Origin of the sequence: Pseudomonas sp. D8002, assembly GCF_013385695.1 — a bacterium.
GTDB lineage: Bacteria > Pseudomonadota > Gammaproteobacteria > Pseudomonadales > Pseudomonadaceae > Aquipseudomonas.
Window position 1 is genome coordinate 140,812 of record NZ_JACAPM010000024.1, and the last position, 12,346, is coordinate 153,157.

Annotated in this window: 12 protein-coding genes; 9 read left to right on the forward strand and 3 right to left on the reverse strand. The window is 60.6% G+C overall.

The annotated features are described in order from the left end of the window. The first annotated feature begins 194 nt into the window (after positions 1 to 194). The gene (locus HX807_RS13490) at positions 195 to 596 is read left to right on the forward strand and encodes a lysozyme inhibitor LprI family protein (protein WP_177050230.1); all 402 of its coding nucleotides are present in this window, start codon (positions 195 to 197) and stop codon (positions 594 to 596) included. Positions 597 to 638: 42 nt separating this feature from the next. Beyond that, entirely contained in the window at positions 639 to 1,055 is a 417-nt protein-coding gene (locus HX807_RS13495) for a DUF3010 family protein (protein WP_177048688.1), read from the forward strand. Between the two features lie 138 nt (positions 1,056 to 1,193). Here the strand turns inward: HX807_RS13495 and HX807_RS13500 are convergent, their stop codons facing one another. After that, entirely contained in the window at positions 1,194 to 2,138 is a 945-nt protein-coding gene (locus tag HX807_RS13500; RefSeq protein ID WP_003216927.1) for a GlxA family transcriptional regulator, read from the reverse strand. A gap of 193 nt (positions 2,139 to 2,331) precedes the next feature. Between HX807_RS13500 and HX807_RS13505 the strand changes: the two genes are divergently transcribed. From HX807_RS13505 to HX807_RS13530, 6 genes are all read left to right on the forward strand, one after another. Beyond that, positions 2,332 to 3,276, forward strand: a complete 945-nt coding sequence (locus tag HX807_RS13505; RefSeq protein ID WP_003216926.1) for a choline ABC transporter substrate-binding protein — start codon at positions 2,332 to 2,334, stop codon at positions 3,274 to 3,276. Positions 3,277 to 3,363: 87 nt separating this feature from the next. After that, a complete protein-coding gene (locus HX807_RS13510) occupies positions 3,364 to 4,251 on the forward strand; it encodes a 3-keto-5-aminohexanoate cleavage protein (RefSeq protein WP_010167533.1) in 888 nt (295 codons plus the stop codon). Positions 4,252 to 4,410: 159 nt separating this feature from the next. After that, positions 4,411 to 5,376: an L-carnitine dehydrogenase gene (locus tag HX807_RS13515; RefSeq protein ID WP_177050232.1), complete on the forward strand. Its 966-nt coding sequence runs from the start codon at positions 4,411 to 4,413 to the stop codon at positions 5,374 to 5,376. Between the two features lie 140 nt (positions 5,377 to 5,516). Continuing rightward, positions 5,517 to 5,993 (forward strand): thioesterase family protein, encoded by a 477-nt coding sequence (locus HX807_RS13520; protein WP_008430629.1) that lies wholly within the window; start codon positions 5,517 to 5,519, stop codon positions 5,991 to 5,993. A 9-nt stretch (positions 5,994 to 6,002) separates the two neighbouring features. Beyond that, positions 6,003 to 7,163 carry a gamma-butyrobetaine dioxygenase gene (locus HX807_RS13525; RefSeq protein ID WP_008430627.1) on the forward strand — a complete coding sequence of 387 codons (1,161 nt, stop codon included), beginning with the start codon at positions 6,003 to 6,005 and terminating at the stop codon, positions 7,161 to 7,163. Positions 7,164 to 7,542: 379 nt separating this feature from the next. Further along, a complete protein-coding gene (locus HX807_RS13530; RefSeq protein WP_003216918.1) occupies positions 7,543 to 7,806 on the forward strand; it encodes a hypothetical protein in 264 nt (87 codons plus the stop codon). Positions 7,807 to 7,913: 107 nt separating this feature from the next. Here HX807_RS13530 and HX807_RS13535 read toward each other — a convergent pair whose 3' ends face one another. Beyond that, positions 7,914 to 9,017, reverse strand: a complete 1,104-nt coding sequence (locus HX807_RS13535; RefSeq protein WP_003216915.1) for a GlxA family transcriptional regulator — start codon at positions 9,015 to 9,017, stop codon at positions 7,914 to 7,916. Positions 9,018 to 9,557: 540 nt separating this feature from the next. Beyond that, positions 9,558 to 10,934, reverse strand: a complete 1,377-nt coding sequence (locus HX807_RS13540) for an L-serine ammonia-lyase (protein WP_177020218.1) — start codon at positions 10,932 to 10,934, stop codon at positions 9,558 to 9,560. A gap of 436 nt (positions 10,935 to 11,370) precedes the next feature. On the opposite strand from HX807_RS13540, the gene HX807_RS13545 reads away from it, so the two are divergent. Further along, complete coding sequence (locus HX807_RS13545; protein WP_003216912.1) at positions 11,371 to 12,318, forward strand: choline ABC transporter substrate-binding protein; 948 nt, start codon at positions 11,371 to 11,373, stop codon at positions 12,316 to 12,318. Positions 12,319 to 12,346 lie beyond the last annotated feature (28 nt).

Sequence of the window (12,346 nt, forward strand, 5' to 3'; positions counted from 1 at the left end):
TGCGCCGAATCGTCTGCCGGCGCTTTGGGGCCAGCATATGCCCCGGGGCAGAAGGAGCCGGGTGCAAAAACGACAAGGGAATTGCCGAAAGCGTCAATCCGCGACAAAGGCCAACATGACATCTCTGACGGGTGTCTGTTCTTTGTCTTACGCTTGAGCCAGAATTTGCTCATCAACTGATATGAGACGGCGCAATGAAATCGATTTTCCTGGCTTTGGCACTCATCGCAACCGGCGTACACGCTGCTGAAGACACCGACAGCACGCCCTGCGATGGCATCGAGAACGACAAGCAAACCCTGGAATGCGCCACCTACAACAAAACCACCGCCGAACAACTGCTCAAGGATAACTACCAGGGCTTGCTGGAACGCATGGGTTCGACCTATGGCAGCAACAAGACGCAGTTGGCGGACATTACCGCTCGTCTGAAGGATGCCCAACAGAAGTGGGAAAAGTTACGTGATGCGGATTGCGCCGTAGATACCTTCCCGGCAGTGGCGGGAAGCAAGGCACATGCGATCCAGCAGAATGATTGTCTGGCGCGGATGAGTGATGAACGGTCGGAGTTTTTGGAGTCGATTGGGCAGGAATAAGCGACAATCCCCTCCACTCTTTACTCAGAACCAAGGCTATTCATGACAATCTGCGGCATCGAAATCAAAGGCAGCGAAGCCATTATTGCTGTCGCCTCTCTCGACGGTCAGGCATTGAGCCATGCAGCCCTGGCCACCAAGAAAATCGCCCTTGAAGACGATGATGAGGCGGCCAACGTCAAGGCCTTCGCCGCTCAGGTCAGCGCGTTTGTGCGGGAAAACGGCATCAGCCGCATCGCCATCAAGAAGCGCAGCAAGAAAGGCGAATTCGCCGGTGGCCCGACTACGTTCAAGATTGAAGGTGTGTTTCAGTTGCTGGAGGGCGTTGAAGTGACGCTGCTGTCGCCGCAGACCATCAATGCGCAGAACAAGAAACACGACTTTGCCCTGCCGGCGACGCTGAACAAGTATCAGCATGAGGCTTACAAGGCCGCGTGTTCAGCCCTGCTGAAGAAGTAAGCCACACCACAAATCTCCTGTGGGAGCGGGCTTGCTCGCGAATGCGGTGTGTCAGTCAATACATGTAACGACTGATCCACCGCATTCGCGAGCAAGCCCGCTCCCACATTTAATCTTCGCTGTTCTCAAAAGCAGTGTTCATACCGCTTCCCGGCGCCGATCTTCCCTTGGGCACTTGGCAAACCTTGCCCGGTAGCTGCGGGTGAAATACGACGGCGACTCAAACCCGCAGGCGATGCTCACCTCCAGCACGCTCAGGTCGCTCTGGCGCAACAACTGCCGAGCCTTTTCCAGGCGCAAACCCAGGTAGAAGTTGCTCGGTGTGTCGTTCAGGTGCAGCCGAAACAAGCGCTCCAACTGCCGCCGCGTGACCTTGATCGCCTCCGCCAGCGCCAGTGTGCTCAACGGCGGTTCCGTGTGCTGTTCCATCTCCCCAATCACCTGCACCAACTTCTTGTTGTTGATGCCGTAGCGCGTGGCGATCTGCATGCGTTGGTGGTCTTTGCGCGGGCGGATGCGGCCGAGCACGAATTGCTCGGACACCTGGATCGCCAACTCTGGCCCGTGAGCCTGGCTGATCAGGTCGAGCATCAGGTCGATGGACGCGGTGCCGCCCGCCGAGGTGATGCGCCGGCGGTCGATCTCGAACAGCTCCTGGGTCACCGTCAGCTGTGGATAAGATTCCTTGAAGGCGTCGATGGCTTCCCAGTGCAGGGTCAGGCGGTGGCCGTCGAGCAGGCCGGCTTCGGCGAGTACGCAGGCGCCAGTGTCGATGGCGCCCAGGGTCACGCCGTCGTGGTCAAGGCGACGCAGCCAGTGTTCCAGTGCGGGCGTGGCGAACTTCAGCGGTTCGAAGCCGGCCACCACCAGTAAGGTCGAGCCTTTCTTCAGCGGTTCCAGTGCGGCGTCGGCGTTGACCGACATGCCATTGCTCGCCAGCACCGCGCCGCCGTCGGCGCTCAAGACATGCCAGCGGTACAGCTCGCCGCGAAAACGATTGGCGACACGTAAAGGTTCGATCGCGGAGATAAAGCCGATGGCGGAGAAGCCCGGCATCAGCAGAAAGTAGAAATCCTGGGACATGGAGCGCTCTCGTAGGACGGACAGCGTGGTCACTGTGATACGCCAGTTCAATCGGTCATTCAAGGGGGCAGGTCGCTGCAGTGCAAGAGCTGGTCGCCGCCGTGCGTTTTGTCGGGGACCAAGCTGCGTAACTTGGCTGCACGGTGCACAAAGACGCCGGAACCCACAATAACAACCTGCCGAGGGAACCACCATGAACCGACTGATCAGCCGCTGTGTGCTCGCACTCAGCGCCAGCGCCATTTTGAGCACCAACGTCATGGCAGCCGATGCGGCTTCTTGCCAGAACGTGCGCATGGGCGTGGTGAACTGGACCGACGTAATCGCCACCAGTGCCATGACTCAAGTGTTGCTCGACGGCCTCGGCTACAAGACCAAACAGACCAGCGCGTCCCAGCAAATCATCTTTGCCGGTATTCGCGACCAGCGCCTGGACATGTTCCTGGGCTACTGGAACCCGCTGATGACCCAGACCATCACCCCGTTTGTCGACGCCAAGCAGGTCAAGGTGCTCGACAAGCCGTCCCTGGAAGACGCCCGCGCGACCCTGGCGGTGCCGACTTACCTGGCCGACAAGGGCCTGAAGACCTTCGCCGACATCGCCAGGTTTGAAAAAGAACTGGGCGGCAAGATCTACGGCATTGAACCGGGCTCGGGCGCCAACACCCAGATCAAGGCGATGATCGCCAAGAATCAGTTTGGCCTGGGCAAGTTCCAACTGGTGGAATCCAGCGAGGCCGGCATGCTCGCCGCCGTCGACCGCGCCGTGCGCCGCAAGGAGGCCGTGGTGTTCTTCGGCTGGGCGCCGCACCCGATGAACGTCAACGTGGCGATGACTTACCTCACCGGCAGTGATGACGCGCTGGGCCCGAACGAAGGCATGGCCACCGTGTGGTCCGTCACCTCGCCGACCTACGCCGAGCAATGCCCCAACGTGCACAAGTTGCTCAGCAACCTGACCTTCACCGCCGCCGACGAGAGCCGAATGATGCAGCCGCTGCTGGATCACAAGGACGCTTTCGAGTCGGCCAGGCAATGGCTCAAGGATCACCCGCAAGACCAGCAGCGCTGGCTCGAAGGCGTGACCACCTTCGACGGCAAACCCGCCGCAGCCAACCTGCAATTGACCAGCAAATAACCTGTCTTGAATCACCGCTTCGCAGCCGCTCCCGGCTGCGAACGGTATGACTACGCCTGAAAATCACGCCTGTAAGGAACCTGCCTCATGAACCACGACGTCATCATCACCTGCGCACTCACCGGTGCTGGCGACACGACCGCCAGAAGCCCTCACGTGCCGGTCACTCCGAAACAAATCGCTGCCGCGGCGGTGGAAGCGGCCAAGGCCGGTGCCACCGTGGTGCATTGCCACGTACGTGACCCCCAAACCGGCAAGTTCAGCCGCGACGTGGCGCTGTACCGCGAAGTGATGGAGCGCATCCGCGAGGCGGACGTCGACATCATCGTCAACCTCACCGCCGGCATGGGTGGCGACCTGGAAATCGGTGGCGGCGAGAACCCCATGGAGTTCGGGCCCAACACCGACCTGGTGGGCCCGCTGACCCGCCTGGCCCACGTGGAAGAGCTGCTGCCGGAAATCTGCACCCTCGATTGCGGCACCCTGAACTTCGGCGATGGCGACACCATTTACGTCTCCACCCCGGCCCAGCTGCGGGCTGGCGCCAAGCGTATTCAAGAGCTGGGCGTTAAAGCCGAGCTGGAGATTTTCGACACCGGTCACCTGTGGTTCGCCAAGCAGATGATCAAGGAAGGCTTGCTCGACAACCCGTTGTTCCAGCTGTGCCTGGGCATCCCGTGGGGCGCGCCGGCCGACACCACCACCATGAAAGCCATGGTTGACAACCTGCCGGCTGACGCGGTGTGGGCCGGCTTCGGGATTGGTCGCATGCAGATGCCGATGGCGGCGCAAGCAGTGCTGCTGGGCGGCAACGTACGGGTCGGCCTGGAAGACAACCTGTGGCTGGACAAGGGCGTGCTGGCGACCAACGGCCAGTTGGTGGAACGCGCTAGCGAGATCCTCAGCCGCCTGGGTGCGCGGGTCATGACCCCGGCCGAAGGCCGCGTGAAGATGGGCCTGACCAAGCGCGGCTAAAACACACTGCACGACGCCCTGCAGGAACCGAATCAAATGTGGGAGCGGGCTTGCTCGCGAATGCGGTGGATCAGCCACCGAATGCATCAACTGAAAGCCCGCTCCCACATTTTGATCTTGGCTCTCACACAGAATCACCGAACTCTTTAGGAATTTGCCATGAGCTTTATCACTGAAATCAAAACCTTCGCAGCGCTGGGCAGCGGCGTTATCGGCAGTGGCTGGGTATCCCGCGCACTGGCTCACGGCCTGGATGTGGTGGCCTGGGACCCGGCGCCTGGCGCCGAAGCGGCCCTGCGTAAACGTGTCGCGAATGCTTGGGCCGCCCTGGAAAAACAAGGCTTGGCACCGGGTGCTTCACAAGATCGCCTGCGCTTTGTGGCCACCATTGAAGAGTGCGTGAAAGACGCCGACTTCATCCAGGAAAGCGCCCCGGAACGCCTGGAATTGAAGCTGGAGTTACACAGCAAAATCAGCGCGGCGGCCAAGCCGAACGCGTTGATTGGTTCGAGTACTTCGGGGCTGTTGCCGAGCGAGTTTTATGAAGGCTCCACGCACCCGGAACGTTGCGTGGTGGGGCATCCGTTCAACCCGGTTTACCTGTTGCCGCTTGTGGAAGTGGTAGGCGGCAAAAACACTGCGCCGGAAGCGATTCAGGCAGCAATCAAGGTGTACGAATCCCTCGGCATGCGCCCTTTGCATGTGCGTAAGGAAGTGCCCGGTTTTATCGCTGACCGGCTGCTGGAAGCCCTGTGGCGTGAGGCGTTGCACCTGGTGAACGATGGTGTGGCAACCACCGGCGAGATCGATGATGCGATTCGCTTTGGCGCCGGTTTACGCTGGTCGTTCATGGGCACGTTCCTGACCTATACGCTGGCGGGCGGTGATGCCGGGATGCGGCACTTCATGGCGCAGTTCGGCCCGGCCTTGCAGCTGCCGTGGACCTATCTGCCGGCGCCGGAATTGACCGACAAATTGATTGATGACGTGGTGGACGGCACAAGCGATCAGTTGGGCAAACACAGCATTTCGGCGCTGGAGCGCTATCGTGATGATTGCCTGCTGGCGGTGCTGGAGGCGGTGAAGATCACCAAGGAAAAACACGGTATGACCTTCGCCGAATAAGCCCTGTAAAGATCGTTCCCACGCTCTGCGTGGGAATGCAGCCCAGGACGCTCTGCGTCCCAACGCGTGACGCAGAGCGTCACAGGAGGCGTTCCCACGCAGAGCGTGGGAACGATCACGTACCTACCGGGAACCGAACCATGCCCGCACTCACCACCTACACCACCAAAATCCTCCCCGAGTGGGTCGACTACAACGGCCACCTGCGCGATGCGTTCTACCTGCTGATTTTCAGCTACGCCACCGATGCGCTGATGGACACCCTGGGCCTGGACAGCGAAAACCGCGAAGCCAGCGGCCACTCGCTGTTCACCCTGGAGTTGCACCTCAACTACCTGCACGAAGTGAAACTGGGCGCCGCCGTCGAGGTGCACACCCAACTCATCGCCCACGACCGCAAGCGCCTGCACCTCTATCACAGCCTGCACCTGGTGGGCGACGAAAAGGAGCTGGCGGGCAACGAACAGATGCTGCTCCACGTCGACCTCGCCGGGCCGCACTCGGCGCCATTCAGTGAAGCGGTGCTGGGCAAGCTTGCCAGCATCAGCGCCGAACAAACCGACCTGCCGAAGCCCGCCCTGCTCGGCCGCGTGATTGGACTGCCACCCCAAAAATAAGGAATCGCCATGCAAACCGCCGCCGCTGTTGCCGACTTCCGTACTTACCCACTGATCAGTGACCTGGCCGATGTGCAGGTGCACGGCGATCACCTCAGTGTGCGATGGGCCGATGGGCGGGTCAGCCCGTTTCATCACCAGTGGCTGCGGGATAACTGCCCGTGCCCTGTTTGCGTCTACAGCGTGACCCGTGAACAGGTGCTGGAAATCGTCGATGTGGACGAACACCTCACGGCCCTCAGTGCACGTATCGACCAGGGTCTGCTGACAGTGGAATGGAGCGGCGGGCATCGCAGCCAATACGATCCCGGATGGTTGCGGGCGCACGCCTACGACGATGAGTCCCGCGCCGAACGCCGGGCTGCCAAACCGAAATCCCTGCTGTGGGACCGTACGTTCGAGCTGCCCGTATTCGACTACGCAGCGCTGATGGAAGACCCGAAAGCCCTGCTGCAATGGCTGCTGGCTTTGCGTGACAGCGGCCTCACCCAAGTGCGCGGTGTGCCCACCGAACCTGGCTCGCTGGCGCTGATCGCCAAGCGCATTTCGTTCATCCGCGAGAGCAACTTCGGCGTGCTGTTCAACGTGCAGTCCAAGGCCGATGCCGACAGCAACGCCTACACGGCATTCAACCTGCCGCTGCACAGTGATTTGCCGACGCGGGAGCTGCAACCCGGGCTGCAGTTCTTGCATTGCCTGGTGAACGACGCCGACGGGGGCGAGAGTATTTTTGTCGACGGTTTTGCGATTGCCCGGGCGCTGCGGGACGAAGATCCGGAAGCCTTTCGCGCGTTGTGCGAGATCCCGGTGGAGTTTCGCAACAAGGACCGTCACAGCGACTATCGCCGGCTGGCGCCGATCATCGCTCTGGATGCCTTAGGTGAAGTCGCCGAGATTCGCATGGCCAACTTTCTGCGCGGGCCGTTTGAGGCGCCTGCAGAGCAGATGCCGTTGCTCTATCGCGCCTATCGCCGGTTTATTGCGATGACCCGGGAAGAGCGTTTTCGGCTGGTCAAACGTCTGAATCCGGGCGAGCTGTGGTGCTTTGATAATCGCCGGACCCTGCATGCGCGCAATGCGTTTGATCCGGCGTCCGGCGCGCGGCATTTCCAGGGCTGCTATATCGATCGGGATGAGTTGTTGTCGCGGATATTGGTGTTGCAGCGGTAGACCGAGGCTCCCCCTTCGCGAGCAAGCCCGCTCCCACATTTGACCGAGTTCCTCCTGAAAAAACGCGGTCAACTGTGGGAGCGGGCTTGCTCGCGAAGGGGCCAGCAGCTTCACCTCAAATTTCAGCTCAAAAAAAGCCCCGATCCAGCCGTGACAGGATCGGGGCAGAGTGCTTTGTGTGAGCGGCGCATCCCGAGGGTGACCAAACCTTCAAGCTGCTTGCTTGGTGACAGTGTGCACACTCCCCTGCCTTGCGAGTTAGCCGAAAACGACCTGTTCATAGGTGTGCCGGACATTCATGCATTCAGGCCTTGCCGACTCGGTGATGGCCTACCAGAATCGACTTCAATCCCCCGCTCCCCTAACAAGGATTAACGTCATGATGCACGCGGATTTGATTGACCAGGATGACCTGCTGGGCCAGCTGCGGTCGTTGGGTTTCGAGGTGTCCAGCGGCGCTACCGCCGAGCAGGCTTGCGAGTGTGCGGTGCGCGGCTTGAGCGCGGCGCGGGCCAAGGCGCTCAAGGGTATGGTTGAGCAGATGTACACCGGCAGCGCGACGATCTTGCCGGCGGTGAGGCAGGCGATCGACAAGCAGTTGTTGCCGGCTTTGGTGCAGTTTCGGCAGAACTCTGGCGCCTGATATACCGCATTCGCGAGCAAGCCCGCTCCCACATTCGACCGCGTTCCTACTGAAAAAACGCGGTCAAGTGTGGGAGCGGGCTTGCTCGCGAATGCAGGCGACTCGGTCTAAAGCCTTACACTCGCGAAAGTCGACTCATTCCTGGCCTGGCTCAACGCCGACAACGGCCCGGACAACGGTGACAACACCAGCGCCTGCGGAATCGGCATCATCGCCACCTGCTGCGTGGTGTTGGAACCCACACGCTCATCCCGCGGCGGAATGCCGAAGTATTCGCGGTAGCACTTGGAGAAGTGCGGCGTGGAGACAAACCCGCACACCGACGCCACTTCGATGATCGACATCGGCGTTTGCTTGAGCAACTGCCGCGCACGGATCAGGCGCAACTTGAGGTAGTAGCGCGACGGCGAACAGTGCAGGTATTTCTGGAACAACCGCTCCAGTTGACGCCGGGAAACCGCTACGTACACCGCCAGTTCATCGAGGTCGATCGGCTCTTCCAGGTTGGCCTCCATCAGCGCGACGATTTCCTGCAACTTCGGCTGGTTGGTGCCAAGCATGTGCTTGAGCGGCACACGCTGGTGATCCTGTTCGTTGCGGATGCGCTCGTACACAAACATCTCGGAGATCGCCGCCGACAACTCACGGCCGTGGTCGCGGCTGATCAGGTGCAGCATCATGTCCAGCGGCGCGGTGCCGCCGGAGCTGGTGAAGCGGTTGCGGTCGAGGGTGAACAGGCGTGTGCTCATGGCCACGCGGGGAAAGGCTTCCTGCATCGACGCCAGGCATTCCCAGTGCACGCTGCAATCAAACCCGTCCAGCAGGCCGGCGCAGGCCAGGGCCCAGCTGCCGGTGCACACCGCGCCAAGGCGACGGGATTGGCGCGCCTGGCTTTGCAGCCACGACACATGTTCACGGGTCACGGTGCGCTGGATACCCACGCCGCCACAGACGATCACGGTGTCCAGGGCCGGGGCTTTGTGCATGGAAGCATCGGGGGTGATTTGCAGACCGTCGCTGGCCCACACCTGGTTTCCGTCCACACTCAACGTCGTCCAGCGATACAGCTCGCGGCCGGAGAGTTGGTTGGCCATGCGCAGGGGTTCGACTGCGGAGGCCAGGGAAATCAGCGTGAAATTGTCCAGCAGCAAAAAGCCGATGGATTGAGGCGCACGGTTCTGGGGTTGAGCCCCGGAGTTGAACGACGTCATCGCGGTATCTCCTCACACAAAGCGGGTGATGGCCTCAGGCGAGGCTCTTGTTATTGCGCTCATCGCCTTAAGGAAACTCCTATGGCGAGAGGCTTTGTATTGATAGAGCAAATGCCATGCCTAAAGTTGAATGCGTATTCAATAACTCCTGAAAACGACCTCATGACGTGTCTATATAAGCCCGCGCATGGAGTGGGGGATATGACCCAGAAAAGACGTGAGAGAACGCAGGCTCAAGGTGTGTGAGCAGATCGGTAGCACTTGTGGGAAGGGAGAGAAACGACGTGGGAAAAGTCTGTCACCACAGGCACGGGTGACCGATGGTCATGAGGGGAAATCGTTCGGGAGCTACTTATCTAATTGCGACGCGCTAAAAGGTGGCGCTTTTGGTTCTGGTGTTCACTTTATGAGCAGTGTTGCCCGGTCTACCGCATTCGCGAGCAAGCCCGCTCCCACACTTGACCGCGTTTTTTCAGTAGGAACTCGGTCGAATGTGGGAGCGGGCTTGCTCGCGAATGCAGGCGACACGGTCTTTCCGGATCAACACTCCACCGCACTCACCGCCAACCCACCCCGCGATGTTTCCTTGTACTTGTCATGCATATCCGCCCCGGTATCGCGCATGGTGCGGATCACCCGGTCCAGCGAGATGAAGTGCTGGCCATCCCCCCGCAGCGCCATCTGCGCCGCGTTGATCGCCTTCACCGCGGCAATCGCATTACGCTCGATGCACGGCACCTGCACCAGCCCGCCTACCGGGTCGCAGGTCAGGCCGAGGTTGTGCTCCAGCCCGATCTCCGCCGCGTTGCATAACTGCTCCGGCGTCGCACCGAGGATCTCCGCCAACCCCGCCGCCGCCATGGCGCACGCCGAGCCGACTTCACCCTGGCAGCCGACTTCGGCACCCGAGATCGACGCGTTTTTCTTACACAGGATGCCCACCGCCGCCGCGCCGAGGAAATAGTCGACCACGTTGGCCTCGGTCACTTCTTCGCTGAACTTCATGAAGTAGTGCAGCACCGCCGGGATGATCCCCGCCGCGCCGTTGGTCGGTGCCGTGACCATGCGCCCGCCGGCGGCGTTTTCTTCATTCACCGCCAGGGCGAACAGGTTGACCCATTCCATCGCGCTCAAGGTCGAGCCGATCACGTTCGGCTTGCCCAGCTCCTGCAAGCTGCGGTGCAACTTGGCTGCACGCCGCCGAACATTGAGACCGCCGGGAAGGATGCCTTCGTGCTTTAGGCCTTGCTCCACGCAATCCTGCATGGCGCGCCAAAGCTTCATCAGGCCGCTGCGGATTTCTTCTTCCGAGCGCCAGGTTTTTTCGTTCGCCAACATCAGCTCAGCGACGCGCAGGTTGTGGGTCTTGCACAGCTGCAGCAGTTCCACCGCACTGGAAAAATCATAGGGCAGCTCGGTGCGGTCCATGTCCGCCACGCCGCTTTTGGCCTGGGCTTCATCCACCACGAATCCGCCGCCCACCGAGTAGTAGGTGTCGCGGTGCAGCTCGCCGTTATCACCAAACACCACCAGGGTCATGGCATTGGGGTGGAACGGCAGGTTTTCGTCGATCAGGCGCATGTCCCGCGCCCATAAGAAAGGCACCGGCAAACGTGCGTCCAGCAGCAGGGTGTTGGTCTCGCGCAGGGTTTCGATGCGGATGCCGATCTGTGACGGATCGATCGCGTCCGGCCACTCGCCCATCAGGCCCATGATCACCGCGTTGTCGCTGCCGTGACCGATGCCCGTGGCCGATAAGGAGCCATACAGCTGAACTTCGACGCGCCTGACTTGTTCCAACACATCACGTTCACGTAATCCTTGAACGAACAACGCCGCGGCGCGCATGGGGCCGACGGTGTGAGAACTCGAAGGCCCAATGCCGATCTTGAACAGGTCGAAAACGCTGATAGCCATTGCCGTGAAACTCCTCGATGAGCACAGGCCAGGCGCACATAACGCCTGGTGACGGAGCTGCTACGCTCATGTCGCAATCCGCCCAGATGCGGCCATCATCAAGCTTTTGCTGGCGCTCACGGCGTCTCACACCGACGTACCCATGCTCATCAGCGCCGCTGTTGTGGAAGGCGACGTTTTGGCCGTTTTTTGCGGTGCAGATCGGTAAAAAGTGCAGTTTTGCCGTGGAAAAAATCTGTAAGCGACGTCACCGACACTGGATACGACCATCCCTGTACTGGATACGACGCCCCCTGTAGGCGTCAGATTTTCACTGGTACATGATCAGTCTCGACTCGTTTGCACAGTTGCGTGGCAGAGCTGTGCCGCACGCCCAACCGCAACACCTATAAGCGCGGTGTTATTGCCGCCAGAAAAACACCAGGAGTCCACCCCCATGAAAGGTTCCCCGTCGTTGTTGTTGGCCGCCATGCTGAGTCTGCCAGTCGTGGCTCACGCTGCAGAACCGGCGCAATGCCAGACCGTCAACTTCTCCGATGTCGGCTGGACCGACATCACCGTCACCACGGCCACCACCAGCGAAGTCCTCAAGGGCCTCGGCTACAAACCCCGCACCACGATGATTTCAGTACCCGTGACCTACAAGTCCCTGGCCGACGGCAAGAACATGGACATCTTTCTCGGCAACTGGATGCCGACCATGGAAAACGACATCAAGCAGTACCGTGATGCCGGCACCGTGGAAACCGTGCGCGCCAACCTGGAAAACGCCAAGTACACCCTGGCCGTACCGGAAGCGCTGTACAACAAGGGCCTGAAAGACTTCGCCGACATCGTCAAATTCAAGGATGAGCTGGGCGGCAAGATCTACGGGATCGAGCCGGGCAACGATGGCAACCGGACCATCCAGACCCTCATCGACAAGGACGCTTTCGGCCTGAAAACCGCCGGTTTCAAAGTGGTCGAATCCAGCGAAGCCGGGATGCTTTCGCAGGTGGAACGCGCCACCAAGCGCGACCAGGCCATCGTGTTCCTCGGCTGGGAACCGCACCCGATGAACACCCGCTTCAAGATGAAGTACCTGACCGGGGGTGATGATTCATTCGGCCCCAACTACGGCCAGGCCACCATCTACACCAACGTCCGCAAGGGCTACACCCAGGAATGCAGCAACGTGGGCCAGTTGCTGAAAAACCTGTCGTTCACCCTGAACATGGAAAGCACCCTGATGGGTAACGTCCTGGACGACAAAATGAAGCCCGACGCCGCCGCCAAGGCGTGGCTGAAGAAGAACCCGCAAGTGCTCGACACCTGGCTCGCCGGTGTCACCACGGTCGATGGCAAACCAGGACTGGAGGCCGTCAAAGCTTACCTCGCCAAGTAACCGCTGACCCCGGGCCGGTACGCTGGCC

Coding starts and splice junctions, on each gene's coding strand:
- HX807_RS13525 (WP_008430627.1), top strand. CDS start 6,003: ATGCAAACCGCCGCCGCTGTTGCCGACTTCCGTACTTACCCACTGATC.
- HX807_RS13500 (WP_003216927.1), bottom strand. CDS start 2,138: ATGTCCCAGGATTTCTACTTTCTGCTGATGCCGGGCTTCTCCGCCATC.
- HX807_RS13545 (WP_003216912.1), top strand. CDS start 11,371: ATGAAAGGTTCCCCGTCGTTGTTGTTGGCCGCCATGCTGAGTCTGCCA.
- HX807_RS13540 (WP_177020218.1), bottom strand. CDS start 10,934: ATGGCTATCAGCGTTTTCGACCTGTTCAAGATCGGCATTGGGCCTTCG.
- HX807_RS13535 (WP_003216915.1), bottom strand. CDS start 9,017: ATGACGTCGTTCAACTCCGGGGCTCAACCCCAGAACCGTGCGCCTCAA.
- HX807_RS13530 (WP_003216918.1), top strand. CDS start 7,543: ATGATGCACGCGGATTTGATTGACCAGGATGACCTGCTGGGCCAGCTG.
- HX807_RS13520 (WP_008430629.1), top strand. CDS start 5,517: ATGCCCGCACTCACCACCTACACCACCAAAATCCTCCCCGAGTGGGTC.
- HX807_RS13515 (WP_177050232.1), top strand. CDS start 4,411: ATGAGCTTTATCACTGAAATCAAAACCTTCGCAGCGCTGGGCAGCGGC.
- HX807_RS13490 (WP_177050230.1), top strand. CDS start 195: ATGAAATCGATTTTCCTGGCTTTGGCACTCATCGCAACCGGCGTACAC.
- HX807_RS13510 (WP_010167533.1), top strand. CDS start 3,364: ATGAACCACGACGTCATCATCACCTGCGCACTCACCGGTGCTGGCGAC.
- HX807_RS13495 (WP_177048688.1), top strand. CDS start 639: ATGACAATCTGCGGCATCGAAATCAAAGGCAGCGAAGCCATTATTGCT.
- HX807_RS13505 (WP_003216926.1), top strand. CDS start 2,332: ATGAACCGACTGATCAGCCGCTGTGTGCTCGCACTCAGCGCCAGCGCC.